This window comes from Salinisphaera sp. T31B1 (assembly GCF_040361275.1).
Taxonomy (GTDB): domain Bacteria; phylum Pseudomonadota; class Gammaproteobacteria; order Nevskiales; family Salinisphaeraceae; genus Salinisphaera.
Window position 1 is genome coordinate 302,637 of record NZ_APNH01000003.1, and the last position, 22,999, is coordinate 325,635.

Consider the following 22,999-nt stretch of genomic DNA (forward strand, 5'->3'; position numbering starts at 1 on the left):
AGCTCCTGAAAGACGCTAGTAGGCGTGTTCGTCGTGTTCGATGGTTTCCGGGGTGACCTTGCCGCGCATGACCCAGAACGCCCAGCTGGTATAGATCGCAACGATCGGGATGAAGATGGCGGTGAACACCAGCATCCAGCCCAGCGTGGTCGCGCTCGACGAGGCGTCCCATACGGTCAGGCTGTGTCCGGGGTTCGTCGACGACGGCATGAGGAACGGGAACATCGCCGTGCCCACGGTGCCGATCGTGCCGGCCCAGGCCAGCGCGCCCAGCCACCAGCTGGCATGCGACCAGCCGCGGCGAGCACAGGCGATGCCGGCCAGCACGGCGGCATACACCAGCCCCGGTACCAGCCACAGCAGCGGGTAGGCAGCAAAATTATTCAGCCAAGCGCCGGAAACCATGTCGACGGTCTTGCGCAGCGGCATCGCCGGGCCGGCCGGGTCGGCTCCGCCGGCGATCACATAACCGGGCATGAACCATACCCACAGCCCGCAGACCGTGAACAGCACGACGGCGGCAAGCCCGGCCATCGTGAGCAGTTTAGCCGCGCGCTCGCGGATCACGCCCGTGCCGCGGTTCATCACCATGGCACTGCCCTGATAGAGCGCGAGCGCGATCGACATCAGCCCGCAGAGCACCGCGAACGGGTTGAACAGCGCGATGAAGCTGCCGGTGTAGTAGGACACCATGTTCCACTCGAAGTGAAAGGGCACCCCGCGCAGCATGTTGCCCATGGCCGCGCCGAACACGATCATCGGCACCGCGCCGGAAACGAACAGCGCGGTATCCCACACGCCGCGCCAGCGCAGCGAGGGCAGCTTGCTGCGGTACTCGAAGCCCAGCGGACGCACGATCATGCTCCACAGCAGCACGAGCATGACGACATACAGCCCGGAAAAGGCGGTGGCATAGATCGTCGGCCAGGCCGCGAACACCGCACCGCCGCCGAGAATGAACCACACCTGATTGCCGTCCCAGTGCGGGGCGATCATGTTGATCACCGCGCGGCGCTCGCCGTCGGTACGCCCCAGGTAGCGCAGGCCTGCGCCGACGCCCATGTCCATGCCGACCATCACGGCCAGGCCGATCAGCAGCACGCCGAGCAGTGCCCACCAGACGAGCTTGAGAACGATATAGATTTCCATGGCTTAAGCCTCGCTCCACTGCGACGTGTGGCCGGGGCCGACAACGGTGGCCGCGGCGGGCGGGCCGTCGTCCGGCCCTTTCTTGATGAATTTCACCATCAGGAACATCTCGACGATGATGAACAGGGTGTAGATCGCCACGAATCCCGACAGCGAGAAGATCATGTAGCCCACGCTGTGCGTCGATGCCGAGATCCAGGTCGGCAGCTGGCCGTAGACCGTCCACGGCTGGCGGCCGAGCTCGGCGACCACCCAGCCGGCCTCGTTGGCGATGAAGGGCACGGGGATCATCCACGGCGCGATCTTGAGGAACATGCGCTTGTCGGTGATCTGTCCGCGCAGCGAATAGATCGTGGCCAGGATCAGGAAACCGAGCATCAGGAATGCCGCAGCGACCATGATCCGGAACGACCAGAACACCGGCCCCACGGGCGGAATGGTGTCGCGTGCCGCCTGGGTGATCTGTTCCGGCGTCGCCTGGGTGACATCGGGGGCATAGCGCTTGACCAGCAACGCATAGCCGAGGTTGTCGCCGTGGCTGCGGAACGTACGCAGGGCGTCGCGATCGTTCGGGTTGTGGCTGAGCGTTTCCAGGGCCGCGAGTGCTGGAATACCGTCGCGGATCCGGGTCTCGGCGCGGTGGACCAGATCGTGCGCGCCGGGAATCGTGCCGTCGAAACTATGGGTGACCAGCGGCGTGAGCACGTAGGGAATCTGCAGCTCGAAGCGATTCTCCATCGCCTGCTGATCCGGCCAGGCGACCACGTTGAAGCCGGCCGGCGCCTCGGCGGTTTCCCACAGGCCTTCCATGGCAACCAGCTTGTTGGGCTGGCCTTCGCCGCTGATGAAGCCGAGCGCGTCGCCCAGACAGATCACGCCGATACTGGCGAATACGCCGAACAGCGCCGCGACCCGGAACGAGCGCACGGCGATCGCCATGTGGCGCTTGCGCAACATATAGAACGCGCTGATGCCGATCACGAAGATGGCCGCGGTCAGAAAACCCGCCACGCTGGTATGCACGAACTTGGCCTGGGCATCGTGGCTGAAGAACAGCGCGGTGAAGCTGTCCAGCTCCATGCGCATGGTGGCCGGATTGAAGGTCGAGCCGACCGGATGCTGCATGTAGGCGTTGGCCACCAGAATCCACAGCGCCGAGAGATTCGAGCCGAGCGCGACCATATAGGTCACCAGCAGATGCTTGCCGCGGGAGAGCTTGTCCCAGCCGAACAGCATCAGGCCGACGAAGGTCGATTCCAGGAAAAAGGCCATCAGGCCTTCGATCGCCAGCGGCGCGCCGAAGATGTCGCCGACGAAATGCGAGTAGGTCGACCAGTTGGTGCCGAACTCGAACTCCATGGTCAGCCCGGTGGCCACGCCGAGCGCGAAGTTGATCGCGAACAGCTTCGACCAGAACTGGGTCATCTGGCGATAGACCTCGCGGCCGCTGATGACGTAGATGGTCTCCATCGTCGCCAGCAGCACGGCCAGGCCGAGCGTGAGCGGTACGAACAAATAGTGATAGAGCGCGGTCGCGGCAAACTGCGTGCGCGAGAGCGCGATGACGGTTTCCAGTTCCTGCATGGCTCGAAGCTCGTGGTCAGGCGGTCGGGACGACCAGGACGGGTTGGTGTGGTCAAGCGTAGTCCGGCGGGGCGAGGTGCTTTTTGATCTGGATCAAATCGCGCTCGCGCCCGTGCGGGCGGCTCAGGCGCGGCGGCGGATCGGTGGCGGCGCGGCGGTCTGGGCCGGCGCGTCCGCGGGCGCCAGTTCGCGCTGAAAATGGGCGCCGCTCAGGCGTTGGAAGGTAGGGCAGTGCGCGGCGAGCGTTGCGGGCTCGCCGTCGGCGACGAGCCGGGCGTTTTCGAATACCAGCACTCGGGCGAAGGCACGCACGCGGGCCATGTCGTGGGAGACCACGATCAGCGTCTTGCCGGCCAGGTACTGCTCAAGACGTGTCCACAGGCTCGCCGCGGTGGCCGTATCCAGGCCCTCGAACGGTTCGTCGAGAATCACCACGGATGCGTCGCGCAGCAGCGCGCGGGCGATGCCGATACGCCGGATCTGGCCGCCCGACAGGCGCAGGCCCTCTTCGCCCACGATGGTGTCGTAGCCGTCGGGCAGGGCCAGAATGTCGTCGTGGATACCGGCGATCCGGGCCGCATCGATCATCCGTTCCGGCGTAGCCTGCGGGTCGCCGACCAGCAGATTCTCGCGCACGCTGGTATGAAACAGATACACGCGCTGGGGCACGAGCGCGATACGCGCGCGCAGATCGGCGGCGCGGTAGGCCGAAAGCGGGCGGCCGTCCCAGACGATATCGCCTTGCTCGATATCGGCGAGGCGCAGCAGCAGATGCACGAACGTCGACTTGCCCGCACCGCTGGGCCCGACGATGGCCAGATGCTCGCCGGGCGCGATATCGAGCGTGACGCCCTGCAGCGCCCAGGCGCTACCGGCATCGTAGCGCGTGCCCGCCTGCTGGAAGCGAATCGCGTCGCCTGTGGGGGACGGCGCGGGTTCGCTCGGCTCGGCAACGGCCGGCTCGCGCTGCTCGAACGCGCGCAGCCGCGCGGTCGCGGCACGAACCTGGCCGAGCGACTGCCAGGCACCGGGCATGAGCGCGACGGCTTCGAAACAGCCCATGACGAGCATCACCAGCGGCGCGAAGTCCACTGCCTGCAGCGCGCCGGCGCGGATCAGCGGGACGACGAAGACCGCCGTGCCGACAATCGCCAGATTCGTGAGCAGGAGCACGCCGGCGCTCGACAGGCCGTTGAGGCGGGACAGCGTTCGCTGGCGTGCGATCCAGTCGCGCGAGAGCGCGCCGATGCGTTCGCGTCGGGCGGTGGCCGCGCCGAAGACGCTCAGCTCGCCGATGCCTTCGACCCAGTCCACCGCGGCTGCCTTGAGCCGCGCGGCGTCATCGACCGCGGCCGCGCCCGGGCGCCGGCCGAGCCGGTAGACCAGCCCCGGCAGCGCCACACCCGCGACGCCGAGCAGGCCGAGATTCACCAGCGCGATCGCCGGGCTGTACAACCACATCACCGCGCCGGCACCGGCCAGACAGACCAGTCCGACGATGCTGGGTGTGACCAGGCGCAGATAGACATGGTCGAGCGTGTCGATATCCGAGCGCACACGGGCGAGCAGATCGCCGTTGTGCAGGTCGACCGTCGACAGCGGCTCGATCTGGCGATAGAACCAGACCCGCAGGCCCGTGAGCAGGCGCAGCGTCGCATCGTGGGTGATCAACCGCTCGAGATAGCGCCCGCCGGTGCGGGTAATGGCCAGCCCGCGGATCATGGCCGCCGGGGTGAAATAGTTCATGTCCACGCCGGCCAGCCCCGCCGCGGCCATGCTGGCGATGAACCAGCCGGCGACGGCGAGCAGCGCCATGTTGGCCGATACCGTGACGATCGATACGCCGATGCCGAGCGCAAACCAGCCGGCATAAGGTCGCGCCCGACGCCACCACCAGCGCAGATCGCTGCCGAGAGTGTGGGTGTCGTGACTCATGCGGCGCGCCCCTCGGCACCGGCGGCCAGGCGCGCATAGACGCCGCCGCGCGCCAGCAATTGCGCGTGGCGGCCCTGTTCGACGATACGCCCGCCATCCATCACCACGATACGATCGGCATGAACGACGCTGGCCAGGCGATGGGCGATCAGTACCATCGTGCGGCCCCGGGCCAGGGTGGCCAGGGCCGTGATCAGGCGGCGCTCGTTGTCGGCATCCAGATGCGCGCTGATCTCGTCGACCACCACGAAACGCGCGTCGCGCACGAACGCCCGCGCGATCGCCAGGCGCTGGGCCTGACCGCCGGACAGCCGTTGCCCGCGTTCGCCGATCGGCGTATCCAGGCCTTGCGGCAGGGCCGCGACGAAGTCACGCGCCTGGGCGCGTTCGAGCGCGGCCCAGAGTCTGGCGTCGTCGGCCGCCGCGTCGCCGAGACACAGGTTCTCGCGCACGCTGGCGTGAAACAGCCGGGGTTGTTGCGGTACCCAGGCCAGCTGCTCGTGCCAGGCATCGATCGCGATATCGGCCAGCGGCACGTCGTCGATACGAAGATCGCCGTGATCGGGCTTGATCAGCCCGAGCAGTGCCAGCGCGAGCGTGCTCTTGCCCGCGCCCGAAGCGCCCACGACCGCGATGGTTTCACCCGGCGCGATGGCCAGATCGATACCCGCCAGCGCCGGAGCGTCGTTTTCGGGGTAGGTATAGGTCAGGCCGGCCAGCGTCAGGCGCGGCGCCGTCGCGGCGAACATGTCGCGCCGCCTGCCCTGCCATTCGAGGGTGGGCGCGTCGAAGATCTCGACCATGCGCTCGGCGGCGGCGATCGCTTCCATGCGCGCGTGGTAGACGCTGCCCATATTGCGCAGCGGCAGATAGAACTCGGGCGCGAGCAGTAGCACCAGAAAGCCCGCCTCGAAGCCGAGTTGGCCCCACATCAGACGAAAGCCGATCAGCACGGCGACCAGGGCGATGCTCACCGTGGCCAGAAATTCCAGCACCAGCGACGACAGGAAGGCGATACGCAACACGGCCATCGTGCTGCGGCGGTAGTCGTCGGACAGGCGCTCGATCAGCCGTGCCTCGCGCGCGCCGAGGTTGAAGATACGCAGCGTGGTCAGGCCCTGCAGCGCATCGAGAAAATGGCCCGACAGCAGCCCGAGCCGTTGCCACTGGCGCTGGTTGAGCTTCTCGGCGCCCTTGCCGATGAAGATCATGAATACCGGGATCAGGGGCGCGGTGGTCAGCAGGATCAGCCCGGACAGCCACTCGATGGGCGTGATCACCGCAAGGATGGAGACCGGCAGCAGCACCGCGATCGCGGTCTGCGACAGATAGCGGCCGTAGTAGGCCTCGAGCTTTTCCACGCCGTCGGTGAGTGTTTCCACCACATCGCCGCTGGCCATACGCCGTTGCCAGACGATGCCGAGGCCTTCGATCTGGCGAAACAGGCGGTCGCGGATCGCGGTCTTGATGGTCGCAGCCGCCTCGAAACGCGCGCGCTCGCCAGCATAGGCAAGCACGGCCCGCAGCCCGATGAGGGCAAGAAAAGCGAATAGCCAGGCGGTGACGCCGGCCAGTGCTGCGCCGGCGAAGATGACCGCATTGGCCACGTGCGCGAGCACGGCGGCCTGGGCGATGAGCAGGCCGCCGCCCAGGCTCTCGATCGCAATCGCGCGGCCGACCGGGCGGCGTACGGCCTCGCTTTCGGCCTTGAGCCAGCCAGCGGAGGGGGTGGTTTTGGACATGGTTGCAGCGTCGATGGGCCCGAACAAACGACGCTTTCGAAAGCGCCGGCGCCAGACTAGGCCCGGCGCCGGCCTCGCGGGTTGATCCAGATCAAATCCGGATCGCCGCCCTTGGTTCGGCTAGAAGCGATAGCCCGCCGCGAGCGTGTAGACCCAGGGGTCGACGTCGACATCCACATGGGTCGTCCCGGTGGCCGTACGCAGTTCGGCCGTGGTTTCGATCTGCAGATAGCGCACGTCGGCGTTGATCAGCCAGTGCTCGGTCAGCGCATAGTCGAGCCCGACCTGGGCGGCGGGGCCGAAGGAGTCGTCGAGCTTGATGTGCTGGATGCCCAGCGCCCGCGCCTGGTCCGACAGATCCTCCGAGAAGAAGAACGTGTAGTTCAGACCGAGCCCGACATAGGGCGTGAAGGCGGAGTCGGTATCGAAGCGGTACTGCAGGCTCAGGGTGGGCGGCAGGTGCTTGATATCGCCGAGCGGCACGCCGTCGAGCGCACCGCCACTCAGGGTCAGATCGTGTTCGAACGGCGTGGCGGCCAGCAGCTCGACCGCCAGGTTGTCGGTCAGCAGATAGGCAGCGGTGACACCGAACTGCGGCTCGGAACTGACCGCGACATCGGTGCCGGCAAGAGCCGGCCCGAGCTCGCCGTTGCGGCTCGATGTGTGGTCGTTGGGCGCGACATAGGTCACGCCACCGCGCACGATCCAGTCGCCGGCGTCGGCGGCCTGTGTACTGAATGGCGACAACAGCACGATCGTGCCGGTCAGCACGCGCGTCAGCGGACCGGGGTTTGGCATTTTCATGGGATGGTCTCCGGTGATGCCCTGGGAACGGAGCCCAAGGATCACGTCCGAGCGCCACTGGCCGATTGATCCATGTCAATCGATGGCGGGCGGGTCGGCGCTGCACGAACCGATCGTCCAAAACCAGTCCCTGCGTTCCGGCATGGTTTGCCGGTATTCTGGGCGCCGATCACCGGCTACCGCCGGCCTTAACGAGGATGATGGCCATGGCCGCCGATACGGCGTCGCTCGAGCAGCTCAGCGCGACTTGCAGTCATTGCTCGCTGCGCTATCTCTGCCTGCCCCACGGGCTCAGTGCCGATGACGTCGTGCGTCTGGAAACGCTGGTGGACACCGGAGCCACGATCGGCACCGATCGGTCGCTGTTCGAGCAGGGCGATGCTCAGCAGGCCCTCTACGCGATACGCGATGGCTCCATGAAGACCGTGGCGGTGGACGAGGACGGTCTCGAACAGATTCTCGGTTTCTATTTTCCGGGCGATCTGCTCGGATTGGACGGGTTTGGCAATCAGCGGCATCAATGCACGGCGATCGCGCTCGAGGACAGCACGGTGTGTCGTATTCCGGTCGAGCGGCTCGGGCATCTGAGCGACGAATTGCCCAGCCTGCGGCATCAGCTCATGCGGTTGATGGGCCAGGCGCTGTCCGATGAAGAGCGGCTGCTGCTCACGCTCGGGCGAAAGAACGCCGAGGGTCGTATCGCCAGCCTGCTGCTGACCATGCGACGACGGCGCCAGCTGCGCGGGTTGCCCGAGGGCGCGTTGCCGCTACCGATGAAGCGCATCGAACTGGCCAACTTCCTGTCGATGCGGCTGGAAACGGTCAGCCGGGTGCTGACCCGCCTGCAGCGCGACGGCGTGATCCGGGTGTTGCCTGGGGCAATCGACATTCTGGATACGGCCATGTTGCGCACGCGGGCCGGCCAGGGCGCCTGGGCTGTCGACCAGGACTGATCGCGTCCCCTCGCTCACGGTGGCGCACCGACCGTCGGCGAACAACGCCGGCGGCCGGTATCCGTGGCCTGTCTAGCTATCGTCTTCGCGTATCGCCGAGGGATGCCGGCACAGCGGTTTGACGCGGATGTCCATGTACGGGAACAGCGGCAGCCCCGATACGATTTCCTGAAGTTCGGCGTTGTCGGCGACGTCGAAGATACTCACGTTGGAGTAGCTGCCGGCCACCCGCCAGAGATGGCGCCATGTGCCGCTGTGCTGGAGTGCCTGGGAATAGGCTTTCTCGCGCGCCTTGATCTCGTCGGCGCGTTCGGCCGGCAGGTCGTGCGGCAGGCGCACCGTCATCTCGACATGAAAGAGCATGGGTCGTCCTTGGTTAAGATGGGCCGAGAGGGGCTCGGTCATGCGGGCTGTCTCGTCCGCAGCGATCGCCGTTGTGCGCGCACAGGCGGTTACGGGGGACGATTTCGTCGGGTGTGGAAATCGCGCCTAGAGTACGTTGCGGCCGTCGACATAGGCCTTGCGCCAGCGCGTGATCACCACGCGCTCGAACAGCTCGGCCTGGTGGAACGGATCGGCTTCGATGAAGCGCTCGGCGGCCGCGCGCGTGTCGACATCGACCAGGTAGATGCCGCCCGATGCGATTTCGCCGGCATCGTCGAGCTTGGCGCCACAGGCGATCAGACGCTCGGCGTTGGCATCCAGATATGCCAGATGCACGTCGCGGGTGGACAGCCGCAGATCATGGTGATCGGGCTTGTCGTAGGTTTCGATGAGATAAGGCATGCAGGGTGCTCCGAATGAATTCTCAGGTGCCGAGTGCGCCCCAGATGAGGACGGCGCTGGCGAAGATGATGCCGAGGTAGCCGAGAATGAGCACCATATAGCCCATCACGTCGCGCAGCCTGAGCCCCGATATCGCCAGCACGGGGATAATCCAGAACGGTTGGATCATGTTGGTCCACTGGTCGCCGATCTGCACGGCGAGTGCGGTGGCGGCATTCGATGCGCCCAGCGCTTGCGCCGCCTGCACCATCACCGGGCCCTGTACCGCCCATTGCCCGCCGCCCGAAGGCGCCAGCAGATTGATCAGCGCCCCGCTGATGAACGACCAGATCGGCAGCGTCGCGGCACTTGAGATGTCCACGAACAGGTTGGCGAAGGTGACTACCAGTCCGGAACCCACCAGTATGCCCATGATGCCGGCATAGAACGGGTACTGAACGATGATGCCGGAAACGATCCGCACGCCGTCGTCCAGCGCGGCCAGATACCGGGCCGGAGACGCGAACAGCAGAATGCCCAGAAACACGAACAGGAAATTGACCGTGTTCAGGTTCAGCGTGCCCCCGTCAGCGAAATGCAGGCCGATGTAGATCAGACCGATCAGGCCGATGCCGATACCGACCACACGGCTGTGGTTGAGCCGGTCGGCGACCGTCCGCCTGCCGTGCTCGTCGTGACCGGCCGATGGGCGGGTGACGGTCGCCGGGTCGATCTCGATGATCTCGTCGGCATTCTTCGGGTGCAGCAGCGCGTTGAACAGCGGCAGGGTAAGTACGATCAGCCCGCTGGTGATCAGAAGAACCGGCGAGAAGATCGTCTGGGTGAGCGGTACGAGGCCGATCTGGTCCTGCAGGAAATGGCCTTCGGTAGAGATCAGCAACGGTACGCTGCCGGACAGCCCGATCCCGTACAGGCAGAAGCCGGAGTAAGCGGCTGCGATCACCAGCGGATAGTGCAGGCCACGCACCTTGACGGCCAGCTTCTGGGCGACCAGCGTGCCGATCACCAGGCCGAACCCCCAGTTCAGCCAGCTGCCGATGCTGCCCACGAGCGTGGCGACCACGATCGCCATGAACGGCGTGGACACGGTGGCCGCGATGCGATCCAGCAGGGCATCCACGAGCGGCGTACGCGCCAGGATATAGCCCGCCAGCAGAATCACCGTCATCTGCATACTGAAGGCGAGCAGATCCCAGAAGCCGTCGCCCCAGTAGCGCACGGCATCCAGCGGTGTCGTGCCTTCCACAGCGAGCGCCAGCGTCATGGTGAACACGGTGAGTATTACCGCGATGACGAGCGGATCGGGCAGGTAGCGGCTGATCAGCCGGGTGAAAAAGCTGGCTAATGTCTGCATGAGCGCTCGTTTCAAACAGGTCTGGATTATTGCGGAATTGTGTTCCGCAAATAACGGGCGCGCATGTTTGTACTGCGTCGTGAAACAGGCAATACGACGTTCGTCTTATTGTGTTTCGTTTCGTTGTTCAAGGCGGGACGCGCAAGTGGTCGATGTCGGGCCGCCATGCGTGGACAGATCGGTTACACTAGAAGGCTTGTTTGAACCTGCCCGCCAGCGGGCCCGAGCGGCATGACCAGCGCCACGCAACCGAAAGTCTTCGTCCAGACCTGGGGCTGCCAGATGAACGAGTACGACTCGGCCAAGATGGTCGAAGTGCTGCGCAAGCAGCGCGGCGCCGAGCGCGTGAACACGCCGGAAGAAGCCGACGTGATCCTGCTCAACACCTGTTCGATCCGCGAAAAGGCGGCCGAGAAGGTGTTTTCGCAGCTCGGGCGCTGGCGCGAACTCAAGCTCGAGCGGCCGGATCTGGTGATCGGCGTGGGCGGCTGTGTGGCCTCTCAGGAAGGCCATGCGATCCGCGAGCGCGCGCCGTTCGTGGATATGGTCTTCGGCCCGCAGACGCTGCACCGGCTGCCCGAAATGCTCGATGCCGTACAGGACAACGGCGCCGGCATCGTCGATATCGCCTTTCCCGAGATCGACAAGTTCGATCACATGCCGCCGGCGAAAGCCGAAGGCGCGACCGCGTTCGTATCGATCATGGAAGGCTGTTCGAAGTACTGCAGCTTCTGTGTCGTGCCCTACACCCGCGGCGAGGAGATCTCGCGCCCGTTCGACGACGTGATCCTGGAAGTCGCGGAGCTCGCGGAGCAGGGTGTGAAGGAAATCACGCTGCTGGGCCAGAACGTCAACGGCTATCGCGGGCCGATGGAAGACGGCTCGGTCTGCGATCTGGCGATGCTGGTGGAGTTCGTGGCCGAAATCGAGGGCATCGAGCGGATTCGCTATACCACCAGCCATCCGCTGGAATTTTCGGATGCGCTGATCGAGGCCTATGCCCGTGTGCCGAAGCTCGCCAACTATCTGCATCTGCCGGTGCAGTCCGGCTCGGACGCGGTGCTGGCACAGATGAAGCGCGGCTATACGGCCGATCATTTCCGTGAGCGCATCGCGAAACTGCGCGAAGTGCGTCCGGACATCAGCCTGTCGACCGACATCATCGTCGGTCATCCGGGCGAGGGCGCTGAGGAGTTCGAGCAGACCATGCAGCTGGTCGAGGATATCGGCTTCGACGCCGCGTTTTCCTTCGTCTACAGCAAGCGGCCCGGCACACCGGCGGCCGACATGATCGACGACACGCCGCGCGAGTTGAAGAAAGACCGCCTGGCGCGCCTGCAGGCCCGGATCGGCGAGTTCAATCGCCAGTACATGCAGTCCATGGTCGGCACGTCCCAGCGCGTGCTGGTCGAACGCGAATCCAAACGCGGCGGTGGCCAGATGGCCGGACGTACCGATTCCAATCGCTGGGTCAATTTCGACGGCCATCCGCGCATGATCGGCCATTTCGTCGATATCGAGATTACCGAAGCGCTCGATAATTCGCTGCGCGGACGCGTGACGACGATCCACGAGACACCCGCCACTCCGGATCTGGCCTCGGTCGGCTGATCCACGCACCTCGCCGAGGACACTTGGTAGATTCCACCGTACGCAAGACACTCGAGCTCGAACCGCCGGACATGACCCGGCTCGCCCACCTGTGCGGGCCGCAGGACGGTCATCTCCGGCTGATCGAAAAGACACTCGACGTGGGTGTTCACAACCGCGGCCACCTGTTCCAGGTCGAGGGCAGCGCGCCGGCGGCTAGTGCGGCGATCGACGTGCTCAACGAACTGTATGCCGCGACCGCCGCCGGTGAGCTCACCGCCGATCGTGTCCATGTCGCCGCCCGCACCGCCGAGCGCGAACGGGACGCCGCCGCCGAGGATCGCGCGGTCGAGGACGTGGTCATCAAGACCCGCCTGGGGCTGGTGCGAGGCCGCGGGCCGAACCAGCGCCGATATCTGGCCAATCTGCGGTCCAACGACCTGAACTTCGGGATCGGGCCAGCGGGCACCGGCAAGACCTATCTGGCCGTGGCCGCAGCGGTCGATGCGCTGGAAACCGAACGTGTACGCCGGCTGTTGCTGGTACGCCCGGCGGTCGAGGCCGGCGAGCGCCTAGGCTTTCTGCCGGGCGATCTGGCCCAGAAGATCGATCCCTATCTGCGCCCGCTCTACGACGCGCTCTACGAGATGCTCGGCTTCGACCGGGTCGGACGCCTGATCGAGCGCAACGTCATCGAGATCGCGCCGCTGGCCTATATGCGCGGTCGCACCCTTAACGAAGCCTTCATTATTCTCGACGAGGCACAGAACACCACTGTCGAGCAGATGAAGATGTTTCTCACCCGGATCGGTTTCGGCTCGACGGCCGTGGTCACCGGCGACATGACGCAGGTCGACCTGCCGGTGGCCAAGCGCTCCGGGCTGCGTCATGCGGTGCGTCTGCTGCACGGTATCGAAGGCATCAGCGTAACCAAGTTCGCAGCCCGCGATGTGGTCCGGCATCCGCTGGTCCAGCGTATCGTGCAGGCCTACGATCGCGAACACGGTGACGACGAGGACGGCGAGCGCTGAACCGTATCAATCCGTTCGCACGGTGAGCCTGATGGAACTCGAGATCGATCTGGAAGCCGCCGAGGCGATCGGCCGCGTACCGGCGTATGTCCAAGTGGAAGGGCCGGCCCGGGCCGCGTTGGCTGCGGCCGGCTTCAGCCCTGGCGAGGCGGTGGTCGAGCTGTCGGTGCGGCTGGTCGACGAGTGCGAGTCGGCCGAACTCAACGGCGCCTGGCGAGACAAGCCCCGTGCCACCAACGTCCTATCGTTCCCGGCCGAGGTATCGTTGCCCGGTCTGGCCGTGCTCGGCGACCTGGTGATCTGTTTGCCGGTGGTCGAACGCGAGGCGGCGGCGCAATCCAAGCCGGCGCAGGCTCACTTCGTTCATATGATCGTCCATGGGGTGCTGCACTTGCTCGGCTACGATCATATCGGCGACGATGAGGCCGAGCATATGGAAGCGCTCGAGCGACGCATCATGACGACGCTCGGCTTTGATGATCCGTACAGCGAACGCGCGTCGGCCTGAGCAGGCCGATACGGCCGCGACGCCGTTAACCAGACAACACGATCAGGGAGGACGCGGTCGCGGCCGCACACCAATGAGCGACGAGGGCGAAAGCGAACAGGGACGAAGTAGCGGCGGGTGGCTGCGTCAGATCGGCAAGAGTCTGACGGGGCCGCCACGCGACCGGGACGAACTGGTGGCCGTGCTCACCGAGGCACAAGAGAACGAGCTGCTGGACGTCGACGCGCTGTGGATGATGCAGGGCGTACTCAAGGTCTCGGAACTGCAGGTGCGCGACATCATGATCCCGCGCTCGCAGATGGTGGTGGTCGAATCCGACGCCGACGCCGCCGAGATCCTGCCGATCGCGATCGAATCCGGCCATTCCCGTTTTCCCGTCATCGGCGAATCGCGCGATGAAGTGGTGGGTATCCTGTTGGCCAAGGACATGCTCGCCCTGGCGGAGTCGGATCGCGATCGCGCCGATTTCGAACTGGGCGACGTGCTTCGGCCGGCGGTCTACGTCCCGGAATCCAAACGTGTGAACGTGCTGCTCAAGGAGTTCAAGGCCTCGCGCAACCATATGGCCGTGGTGGTCGATGAATACGGCGGCGTGGCCGGTCTGGTCACCATCGAAGACGCGCTCGAGCAGATCGTCGGCGATATCGATGACGAGTACGATCAGGCCGAAGGTGCATTCATCCTGCGCCAGGAGAAGAATCGCTTCCAGATTCGCAGCCTCACGCCAGTCGACGAATTCAACAAGTATTTCAACGCCGAGTTCTCCGACGAGGACTTCGACACCGTCGGTGGGCTGGTCGTGCACGAGTTCGGGCACATGCCCAAGCGCGGCGAAACCACGGTGATCGGCCGCTTCCAGTTCAATGTTCAGCGTGCCGACTCCCGCCGTATCCATCTGTTTCAGATGACGATCCTGCCCGAAGCGCCGGAATAGCGGGGATCGCGGCCCGGCCAGCGAACGGCCCCGAGCTGGCCCGGCGCGCATCGCAGCGTGCGGTGTCTTCCGGCCGCGCGCCATTCCGGGCATGATGCGCGCACCCCGGGACTCATGTATCCGTCAGAAAGAGAGTGAACCGATGAGGGCAGTGCGCGTTATCGGGCTGGATTTGTTGGCACCGGCCGTGTTGGGCGGTCTGGCCACGTTGGGTTTTGCCCCCTTCGGATACTACGGCCTGACCCTGATTGCGATCGTCGGGTTGATAGCGCTGTGGTGGCAGGCCGGCGCCCGACGCGCGGCATGGCGCGGCTGGGTGTTCGGCCTGGCTCATTTCGGCACCGGTATCTACTGGACGTTCGTATCCACCTATTACTACGGGGGCGCGCCGCTGCCGATGGCCATCGGTCTGGTGTGCCTGCTCAGCGCCTATATGGCCGCCTATCCCATGCTGGTCGGCGCGTTCGCCGGTTTCACGCGCGGACTGCCGCGCACGCTCTGGGCGTTGCTGTTGGTGCCCGGGGCCTGGCTGGCCGCGGAGCTGATGCGTAGCTGGGTGCTGACCGGTTTTCCCTGGTTGTCGCTGGGCTATTCGCTGATCGATGCGCCGCTGACCGCGCTGGCGCCGATCGGCGGCGTGTATTTCATGGGCGCACTGATGGTGGCGGCGGCCGGCATGGTGGTGTTGTTGTTTGCCGGCTCGCTGATCGGTCGTGCCGTATCGGTTGCGCTACTGGCCGCGGCGCCGTTCGCACTCTGGCTGCTGCCGCCTGCCAGCCAGTGGACCCGCCCGGCCGGCGAGCCGGTCAGCGTGGATGTGATCCAGGGCAATTTTCCGCAACAGGTCAAATGGGATCCGGATACCTTCGCGACCACGCTCACCCGCTATCGCAACCTGACCGAGCGCAGCGACGCGGATCTGGTGCTCTGGCCCGAAGTGGCGATTCCTGCGCCAGCGAACCGCGTCCAATCCTATTTCGATGACATCGACGCCATGGCCGCGAACCGCGGCCAGACCGTGCTGGCGGGCACCCTTGTCCACCAGGGCGACGACCAGCCCTACTACAACGCGGTGCTGGCGCTCGGCGCTGGACATGGACGTTACTACAAGCGTCATCTCGTGCCGTTCGGAGAGTATTTTCCGGTGCCGGATTTCGTCATGCACTGGCTCGACGGCATCAATATGCGGTACAGCAACTTCGGCTTCGGGGCCGAGGATCAGCCGCTGATCGAGGTCGACGGCGTCAAGATCGGGTTATCGATCTGCTTCGAGGACGCCTTCGGCTACGAGATCGCCAAGGCCCTGCCGGCTGCCGGCATTCTTGCCAACGTGACCAACGATGCCTGGTTTGCCGGCACCACGGCGGCCGATCAGCATCTGGAAATCGCACGCATGCGGGCACTCGAGGCCGGCCGGCCCATGCTGCGTGCGGCCAATACCGGTATTTCCGCGGTGATCGATTTCGACGGCCGGGTACGCGAACGCACCGGCCAGTTCGAGATCGCCAATATTCAGACGCGGGTCCAGCCCAGGGCGGGACTGACCCCTTACATGCGCATCGGTGACTGGCCGCTGTGGACGGCCGGCTTCCTGCTCACCGGCGTGGGGCTGATCGCGGCTATCGCGCGTCGGCGCCGCGGCCGTGCCTGATCGGCCTGCCGATCGGCGCGCACGGCGTGCAACCTGTTCCGACACGCCCTAAACTAGCCGGCCCGATTTAAGCGCCCGAGCCGACACCCCCGATGGACGAAAGCTATCGTTTCGACGCCATAGAGACCGAGGTCCAGCAACGCTGGCTGGATACGGACGCGTTCCGGGTCACCCGGGACCAGCGCGAGAAATTCTATTGCCTGTCGATGTTCCCGTATCCCAGCGGCAAGCTGCATATGGGGCACGTGCGCAACTACACGATCGGCGACGTCATGTCGCGCTACCAGCGCATGCGCGGCAAGAACGTACTCCAGCCGATGGGCTGGGACGCCTTCGGCCTGCCGGCCGAGAACGCGGCCATCAAGAACGGCGTACCGCCGGCAAAGTGGACGCGCGAGAACATCGCGGCCATGCGCGAGCAGCTGCAGCAGCTGGGCTTTGCCTACGACTGGTCGCGCGAAATCGCGACCTGCGATCCGAGCTACTACCGCTGGGAACAGTGGCTGTTCACCAAGCTGTTCGAAAAGGGGCTGGTCTATCGCAAGGAATCGGTGGTCAACTGGGATCCGGTCGACCAGACCGTGCTGGCCAACGAACAGGTGGTGGACGGGCGCGGCTGGCGCTCGGGCGCGATCGTCGAGCAGCGCGCCATTCCGCAGTGGTTCGCGCGTATCACCGACTATGCCGACGAACTGCTGGACGATCTCGACACGCTGGAAGGCTGGCCGGAAGCGGTCAAGACCATGCAGGCGAACTGGATCGGGCGTTCGACGGGTCTGGAAATCGATTTCAACGTGGTGGGCCATGACGAGCCGCTGACGGTCTATACGACGCGTCCGGATACGCTGCACGGCGCAACCTATATGGCAGTGGCTGCCGATCATCCGCTGGTCGCGCGCGCCGCCGAGCACGATGCCGAACTCGCCGCGTTCTGCGAGGAATGCCGCAAGGCCGGTACCGCCGAGGCCAGTCTGGAAACGCGCGAGAAGAAGGGCTATCGCCTGCCGATCGAAGCGACGCATCCGTTGTCGGGCGAGCGCATGCCGATCTTTGCAGCCAACTTCGTATTGATGGGCTATGGCACCGGCGCGGTCATGAGCGTGCCGGCCCACGACCAGCGCGACTGGGAGTTCGCGACCGCCTACGACCTGCCCATCGTGCCCGTGATCGCGACCGCCGATGGCAGCGCGCCGGATATCAGCACGGCGGCGAGCGTCGAAAAAGGCGTGCTCATCAATTCCGGCGAGGACGACGGCAAGGATTTCGACACCGCCTTCAACGATATTGCCGATCGGCTGGAAGGGCGCGGCATCGCCCGCCGCAAGACGCAGTACCGGCTGCGCGACTGGGGCCTGTCGCGCCAGCGTTACTGGGGCGCGCCGATTCCGATCATCCACTGCGATGACTGCGGCGCCGTGCCGGTGCCGGAACAGGATCTGCCGGTGGTGCTGCCTGAAGATGTCACGCCCGAAGGCGCCGGCTCGCCGCTGCCGGACATGCCCGAGTTCGTGAACGTGGATTGCCCGCAGTGCGGCAAGGCCGCCCGCCGCGAAACCGATACCTTCGACACCTTCATGGAGTCGTCCTGGTATTTCGCGCGTTTTGCCTGCCCGGATGCCGAGACCATGCTCGACGATCGCGCCGATTATTGGCTGCCGGTCGATCAGTACATCGGCGGTATCGAGCACGCGATCCTGCATCTGCTCTATGCGCGCTTTTTCCAGAAGGTCATGCGCGACGAAGGCCTCACGCAGGCCGATGAACCGTTCAAACGGCTGCTCACCCAGGGCATGGTGCTCAAGGACGGCGCCAAGATGTCCAAGTCCAAGGGCAATACCGTCGATCCGCAGGCGCTCATCGAGACCTACGGCGCCGATACGGTGCGCCTGTTCTCCATGTTTGCCGCGCCGCCGGACCAGTCGCTGGAATGGTCGGATGCGGGTGTGGAAGGCGCGAACCGCTTCCTCAAGCGCCTGTGGCGTCTGGTCGCCGACCATGTCGAGGCCGGTGTCGTCGCCGCGGGCTCGAGTGCGGACGGCGAGGCCGGCGAGCTGCGTCGCAAGGTTCACGAGACCATCGCCAAAGTCGGCGACGATATCGGTCGCCGCATGACCTTCAACACGGCGATTGCCGCGATCATGGAGTTGTGCAACGCCCTGGCTCGGGCGGATGACGCAGACGATGCCCAGCGGAGGGTGCGACAGGAAGGACTCGAGGCGGTGGTGAAGATGCTCGCCCCCATCGCTCCGCATATCTGCGACGCGCTCTGGCGCGAGCTCGGCCACGACGATCTGTTGCTCGATATCGCCTGGCCCGAGGCGGACGATGGGGCGCTCGTGCGGGATACGCTGACGATCGTGGTTCAGGTCAATGGCAAGGTGCGCTCTCGCATCGAGATCGCCGCCGACGCCGATCGCGAAGCCGTGGCCGCCGCGGCGCACGCCGATGCCAATGTGGCACGCTTTGTCGATGGCGCGCCGATCAAGAAGACGATCGTCGTGCCGGGCAAGCTCGTCAACCTCGTGGTATAGACAACGCATGAACACGATTCCCACCCGTTTTCGTCGTCCCGGCCCGATCGGCCGCGCCCGGCTCGCGCTGGCCGGGGCCTGCATGCTCGTTCTGTCCGGCTGCGGTTTTCATCTGCAGGGCGCGACGCCGTTGCCCGACGGTGTGGACTCGATGTACGTGAACTACAACGACGACTATCGGGTCGGGGATCCGCCCCTGGTCGAGACCCTGCAACAGCGGCTGCGGGAACAGGGGCTGCTGGGTCAGGTCGATGCACCCGCCCAGCTGGATATCCGGCGAATCGACAACCAGCAGCGCATCGTGTCCGTCAGCCCGCTCGACGGACGCGTGGCCGAGTACGAGCTGACCACACGCGTGGTGTTCGATTACACCGTCAACGGTGCCACGCAGCTGTCCAACGAAACGCTGTCGGTAACGCGTAACTACAGTTTCGACGACACCGAGCGTCTGGCAGCCGAAGCCGAACAGCGCGATCTGCTCACTCGTATGCACGAGGAGCTGGCCAACCTGATCTTCACTCGTATCGGCACGGTGAACGATACGCTCGTGCCCGCCTCGGCCGACACCGCGTCCTGAGCGATTCATCCATGACCGATCGCGCCGCGCTCACGCCCAGTCCGATCCGTCCGGAAGTCGCCGGCGAGTTCCTGCGCGGGCGGCGCTCGGTCGATCAGTTCACCGCGGAAGTGCCCGACGAAGCGCTCGTGCGCGACGCTGTCGAGGCGGCACGCTGGGCCCCGAATCATCATCTGACACAGCCTTGGCGGTTCTATCTGGTGGGGCCGCAGACCCGATCGGAAATCATCGAGCTCAATGCCCGGCTCGTGGCCGAGCGCAAGAACGCCGAAGTCGCCGACGCCAAGCGCCAGCGCTGGCAGGGCATGCCGGGCTGGTTGGCGGTGACCTGTGCGCAGAGTGACGATCCGATCACCGCGCGCGAGGATTTTGCGGCCTGTGCCTGTGCCATCCAGAACCTGACGCTGTATCTGCACAGCGCCGGTGTGGCCAGCAAGTGGATCAGTGGCGAAGTGACGCGGCATGCCGATCTGCCGCGTATATTGGCGTACGACGCCACGGTGGAATACTGTATCGGCATTGTCTGGTACGGCTATCCGAAGCGGCGTCCGCGCAGTCAGCGAGCCCCGATCGACGGGATTATGTTGTCGCGCCCGTAACCCGACGACATCGGCGCCAACCAGCCGTTGCAAATGCCGTCGCCCCACTATAGAATTGCGCGCTTTCGCAGCCGCCCCGGTTGCAATCGCGTTGGCTCAGGTAAAGTGAAATGAAGACGTTTTCTGCGAAGAAAGACGAAATCGCTGCCGATTGGTACGTCGTCGATGCCGCCGACAAGACGCTCGGCCGTCTCGCCTCCGAGATCGCATTTCGTCTGCGCGGCAAGCACAAGCCCGAATATACCCCGAACCAGGATGTCGGCGATCATATCGTGGTCATCAACGCGTCGCAGGTTAAGGTCACCGGCAAGAAGCCGCAGCAGAAGCTCTATTACCGTTTCACCGGTTATGTCGGCAACATGAAGTCGATCACGCTGGAGAAACAGCTCAAGACCCATCCCGAGCGCGTCATCGAGCATGCCGTGAAGGGCATGCTGCCGAAGAACCCGCTGGGACGTCAGATGTATCGCAAGCTCCGGGTCTACTCGGGCGCCGAGCACCCGCATACCGCGCAGCAGCCGCAGACGCTGGAGATTTAAGACATGGCAACCGAAACTTCCTACGGCACCGGCCGCCGCAAGACCGCCACCGCGCGTGTCTTCATCAAGCCCGGCAGCGGCCAGATCACGGTCAACAAGAAGACGTTGGACGACTATTTCGGCCGGCCGACGTCGCGCATGATCGTGCGTCAGGCGCTGGAAGCCACCGATTCGACTGATCGTTTCGATATCAACGTCACCGTTCGCGGCGGTGGCCCGAACGGCCAGGCCGGCGCGATCCGCCACGGCCTGTCCCGTGCCCTGGTTGAATACGACGAAATGATGCGTGCGCCGTTGCGTGCGGCCGGCTTCATGACTCGCGACGCCCGTAAGGTCGAGCGCAAGAAGGTCGGCCTGCACAAGGCGCGCAAGTCGCCGCAGTACTCCAAGCGCTAAAGCTCTTGGCAACAACCGGTCGTCGCCTGTCCCGGCGGCCGGTTGCAAGCGTTTGTTGGGGGATCGTCTAGTGGTAGGACTACGGACTCTGACTCCGTCAACGGGGGTTCGAATCCCTCTCCCCCAGCCAGCACTCAAAGCCCGCCGAATGGCGGGCTTTTTTATGGGTGCTGGCTGGAGGAGAGATCCTGGTTCGAACCCCTCGGTTCGACGAGCGAGCATTGCTCGCGAGACCCGGGGCGCGTAGCGCCACGGGCCCCGAAGGGGTGAGCGGCGCCAGCCGCGAATAATCCGTAAGCAACCGCTCGTCCGACGGCTGTCGAAACCAAAGTAAGCTGACTAGCCAGCACCCAAAGCCCGCCGAATGGCGGGCTTTTTTATGGGTGCTGGCTGGAGGAGAGATCCTGGTTCGAACCCCTCGGTTCGAGAACCGCGCTAGGCGCTTTCGCGGGCGCCCCGGGCAACTTGAATCGGCGTGGTTCAGGTTAGACTGCGCGCCTTTCGCTCGGCCGTATGAAATCGGCCGGTTTGTCATCGACGGGAGCGCTGTCATGAAATTCATCGAAATCGACGGACGTCTGGTCTGTTATCGCGATCACGGCTCGACGGACGCCCCGGCTGTGTTGTTCGCCCATCCGCTGGGCATGTCGCAAGCGGTCTGGGATGAGGTCATCGACGGCCTCGACGGATCTTTTCGTACGGTGAGCTGGGATCTCCCCGGACACGGCGCTAGCGCATCGGTTGACACCAAGCTGACCGCCGCGCATCTGGCCAGCCAGGCGCTGTCGTTGGCGGACGCGTTGGCGGTCGACCGGTTTCATTTCGTGGGAACGTCGATCGGCGGCGTCATCGGCCAGCAGCTGCTTTGCCAGGCGCCGGGCCGCCTGAATAACGTAGTCCTCACCAATACCGGGCCGGTCATCGGCTCGCCGCAGGCGTGGGCCGAGCGGGCGACGGCGGTTCGTTCGCAAGGTCTGGCGGCGATGGCAGACTCGATCAGCGCGCGCTGGTTCGGTAAGGCGCTCGCCGTGCGCGAGCCGAGTGCCCGGCCGGGCTGGGCGCTGCAGCTGGCACATACCGATGCCGAAAGCTATGCCCGTTGCTGCGAACTGCTGGCCGAGGCGGATTTCCGCGGTCTTCTTGCCGGTCGTTCCGCTGGGCCGATACGGCTGGTGGCTGGCGACGAGGATGTCGCAACGCCGGTGTCGTCACTGGAGACGCTCGGCGATGAGCTCGGGGGCGCTCCGGTCGAGATGCTATCGGGCGTCGGCCACGTGCCTTCGGTGGAAGCTCCGGCCGCTCTGTGCGAACGGCTGCCCGGTTGGCTTGCCGTGTGATGGGCCGATAACGAGATCCAGCGACGATAAATACGGCTCTTGCCGGCTGCCGCCGGGGCAGAATGGTCACCGCCGTCCGGCGGAGCGCGTGCCGCGGCTCGCGAACCGCCAGGGTGTATGGAATGAGCGGGAAGAGCGGCGTGAGCCAGCCTCGGCGTTGCCGTGTGGCCCGCTTTTTGCTGCTGAATACCCGTAGGCCTCACAGCCGATCGGGAGCGTCGTGATCATGCGTGTATTGCTCGTGGATCGTCATTCAGCGCGTCTGGCCACGCTCGAACGGGTGATCGTGGCGGCCGGTTTCAATGTCGTGGCGGTATTGGGTGAAGACGCCGATCTCTATACGGCCGTGAATCGATATACCCCGGATGCCGTCATCGTCGGCGCCGATTCACCCTCGCGCGACGTGCTCGAGGATCTGTCCACGCTCGGCCAGCGCTATCCAAAACCCCTGCTCATGCTGGCATCCCGGGACGACCGGGCACTGATGGCGCGGGCGACCGAGGCCGGTATCAGCGCCTACGTGATGGATGGCCTGTCCGCGGCACTGGTTCGATCGCTGGTGGACGTGGCGATGCGCCAGTATCGCCAGATGGAGTCGCTCAAGCGCGAACTGGCCGAAACCCGTGAGACGCTTGCCGATCGCCAGGTGATCGATCGAGCGAAGTGCCTGCTGATGGAACATCGTGCAATGAGCGAAAAACAGGCCTATTCGCAGCTGCGCAAGAGCGCCATGGATCACGGTCTGCCCCTGCCCGAGATCGCTCGTCGGGTCATGGTCCGCGCGGCCGAGTGAGGCGCCGGGCCGGCGCACGAAAACAGTGCGATGTGCAATCGACATGCACTGCGGGCACGCGCTGAGCCGAACAGGAACGCCCCGTATTGTCCGGCGCGACCTAAGCGTTCTGCCTGCTCGAGTGTGCCGTGTGCGGCCAATACTGGATAAGCGCTCCAAGCTGGCACGGACGATGCAACACCATTGACGAAGGGCGTGGCCGGCGA

General features: G+C 65.2%; 21 protein-coding genes and 1 tRNA gene. 14 read left to right on the plus strand and 8 right to left on the minus strand.

What is annotated here, in order from left to right:
* Window positions 1-15 precede the first annotated feature (15 nt).
* The 5 genes from cydB to T31B1_RS12900 form a co-directional block, all read right to left on the minus strand.
* Window positions 16-1,149 carry a cytochrome d ubiquinol oxidase subunit II gene (gene cydB, locus T31B1_RS12880; RefSeq protein ID WP_353249916.1) on the minus strand — a complete coding sequence of 378 codons (1,134 nt, stop codon included), beginning with the start codon at window positions 1,147-1,149 and terminating at the stop codon, window positions 16-18.
* Window positions 1,150-1,152: 3 nt separating this feature from the next.
* Window positions 1,153-2,733 (minus strand): cytochrome ubiquinol oxidase subunit I, encoded by a 1,581-nt coding sequence (locus T31B1_RS12885; protein ID WP_353249917.1) that lies wholly within the window; start codon window positions 2,731-2,733, stop codon window positions 1,153-1,155.
* A 123-nt stretch (window positions 2,734-2,856) separates the two neighbouring features.
* On the minus strand, window positions 2,857-4,668 hold the full coding sequence (cydC, locus tag T31B1_RS12890; RefSeq protein ID WP_353249918.1) for a thiol reductant ABC exporter subunit CydC: 1,812 nt from the start codon (window positions 4,666-4,668) through the stop codon (window positions 2,857-2,859).
* Window positions 4,665-6,410 carry a thiol reductant ABC exporter subunit CydD gene (gene cydD / locus T31B1_RS12895; RefSeq protein ID WP_353249919.1) on the minus strand — a complete coding sequence of 582 codons (1,746 nt, stop codon included), beginning with the start codon at window positions 6,408-6,410 and terminating at the stop codon, window positions 4,665-4,667. The genes cydC and cydD overlap by 4 nt, the downstream gene beginning before the upstream one ends.
* Window positions 6,411-6,530: 120 nt before the next feature.
* Window positions 6,531-7,214: an OmpW/AlkL family protein gene (locus T31B1_RS12900; RefSeq protein ID WP_353249920.1), complete on the minus strand. Its 684-nt coding sequence runs from the start codon at window positions 7,212-7,214 to the stop codon at window positions 6,531-6,533.
* A 206-nt stretch (window positions 7,215-7,420) separates the two neighbouring features.
* On the opposite strand from T31B1_RS12900, the gene T31B1_RS12905 reads away from it, so the two are divergent.
* The gene (locus tag T31B1_RS12905; protein ID WP_353249921.1) at window positions 7,421-8,167 is read left to right on the plus strand and encodes a cyclic nucleotide-binding domain-containing protein; all 747 of its coding nucleotides are present in this window, start codon (window positions 7,421-7,423) and stop codon (window positions 8,165-8,167) included.
* A 72-nt stretch (window positions 8,168-8,239) separates the two neighbouring features.
* Here the strand turns inward: T31B1_RS12905 and catC are convergent, their stop codons facing one another.
* From catC to T31B1_RS12920, 3 genes are all read right to left on the minus strand, one after another.
* Complete coding sequence (gene catC, locus T31B1_RS12910) at window positions 8,240-8,530, minus strand: muconolactone Delta-isomerase (RefSeq protein WP_353249922.1); 291 nt, start codon at window positions 8,528-8,530, stop codon at window positions 8,240-8,242.
* A gap of 126 nt (window positions 8,531-8,656) precedes the next feature.
* The gene (locus T31B1_RS12915) at window positions 8,657-8,953 is read right to left on the minus strand and encodes a YciI family protein (protein ID WP_353249923.1); all 297 of its coding nucleotides are present in this window, start codon (window positions 8,951-8,953) and stop codon (window positions 8,657-8,659) included.
* Window positions 8,954-8,975: 22 nt separating this feature from the next.
* Window positions 8,976-10,307 carry a short-chain fatty acid transporter gene (locus T31B1_RS12920; RefSeq protein WP_353249924.1) on the minus strand — a complete coding sequence of 444 codons (1,332 nt, stop codon included), beginning with the start codon at window positions 10,305-10,307 and terminating at the stop codon, window positions 8,976-8,978.
* A 231-nt stretch (window positions 10,308-10,538) separates the two neighbouring features.
* Between T31B1_RS12920 and miaB the strand changes: the two genes are divergently transcribed.
* The 13 genes from miaB to T31B1_RS12985 all read left to right on the plus strand — a co-directional run bounded on the left by miaB (window position 10,539) and on the right by T31B1_RS12985 (window position 22,793).
* Window positions 10,539-11,918 (plus strand): tRNA (N6-isopentenyl adenosine(37)-C2)-methylthiotransferase MiaB, encoded by a 1,380-nt coding sequence (gene miaB, locus T31B1_RS12925; RefSeq protein ID WP_353249925.1) that lies wholly within the window; start codon window positions 10,539-10,541, stop codon window positions 11,916-11,918.
* Between the two features lie 71 nt (window positions 11,919-11,989).
* Window positions 11,990-12,928: a PhoH family protein gene (locus T31B1_RS12930; protein ID WP_353250279.1), complete on the plus strand. Its 939-nt coding sequence runs from the start codon at window positions 11,990-11,992 to the stop codon at window positions 12,926-12,928.
* Window positions 12,929-12,959: 31 nt separating this feature from the next.
* A complete protein-coding gene (gene ybeY / locus T31B1_RS12935; RefSeq protein WP_502950974.1) occupies window positions 12,960-13,436 on the plus strand; it encodes an rRNA maturation RNase YbeY in 477 nt (158 codons plus the stop codon).
* Between the two features lie 73 nt (window positions 13,437-13,509).
* On the plus strand, window positions 13,510-14,370 hold the full coding sequence (locus T31B1_RS12940; protein WP_353249926.1) for a CorC family transporter: 861 nt from the start codon (window positions 13,510-13,512) through the stop codon (window positions 14,368-14,370).
* Between the two features lie 142 nt (window positions 14,371-14,512).
* Window positions 14,513-16,021, plus strand: a complete 1,509-nt coding sequence (gene lnt, locus T31B1_RS12945; RefSeq protein WP_353249927.1) for an apolipoprotein N-acyltransferase — start codon at window positions 14,513-14,515, stop codon at window positions 16,019-16,021.
* Between the two features lie 92 nt (window positions 16,022-16,113).
* Complete coding sequence (leuS, locus tag T31B1_RS12950) at window positions 16,114-18,552, plus strand: leucine--tRNA ligase (RefSeq protein ID WP_353249928.1); 2,439 nt, start codon at window positions 16,114-16,116, stop codon at window positions 18,550-18,552.
* 7 nt (window positions 18,553-18,559) lie between these two features.
* Window positions 18,560-19,129, plus strand: coding sequence for an LPS-assembly lipoprotein LptE (locus T31B1_RS12955; RefSeq protein WP_353249929.1), 570 nt, complete (start codon window positions 18,560-18,562; stop codon window positions 19,127-19,129).
* An 11-nt stretch (window positions 19,130-19,140) separates the two neighbouring features.
* Window positions 19,141-19,728 (plus strand): nitroreductase family protein, encoded by a 588-nt coding sequence (locus T31B1_RS12960; RefSeq protein WP_353249930.1) that lies wholly within the window; start codon window positions 19,141-19,143, stop codon window positions 19,726-19,728.
* Between the two features lie 110 nt (window positions 19,729-19,838).
* On the plus strand, window positions 19,839-20,267 hold the full coding sequence (gene rplM / locus T31B1_RS12965; protein ID WP_353249931.1) for a 50S ribosomal protein L13: 429 nt from the start codon (window positions 19,839-19,841) through the stop codon (window positions 20,265-20,267).
* A gap of 3 nt (window positions 20,268-20,270) precedes the next feature.
* A complete protein-coding gene (gene rpsI / locus T31B1_RS12970) occupies window positions 20,271-20,663 on the plus strand; it encodes a 30S ribosomal protein S9 (RefSeq protein WP_353249932.1) in 393 nt (130 codons plus the stop codon).
* Window positions 20,664-20,719: 56 nt separating this feature from the next.
* A tRNA-Gln gene (locus T31B1_RS12975) sits at window positions 20,720-20,793 on the plus strand.
* A gap of 421 nt (window positions 20,794-21,214) precedes the next feature.
* Window positions 21,215-22,000, plus strand: coding sequence for an alpha/beta fold hydrolase (locus T31B1_RS12980; protein WP_353249933.1), 786 nt, complete (start codon window positions 21,215-21,217; stop codon window positions 21,998-22,000).
* Between the two features lie 226 nt (window positions 22,001-22,226).
* Complete coding sequence (locus tag T31B1_RS12985; protein ID WP_353249934.1) at window positions 22,227-22,793, plus strand: ANTAR domain-containing response regulator; 567 nt, start codon at window positions 22,227-22,229, stop codon at window positions 22,791-22,793.
* Window positions 22,794-22,999 lie beyond the last annotated feature (206 nt).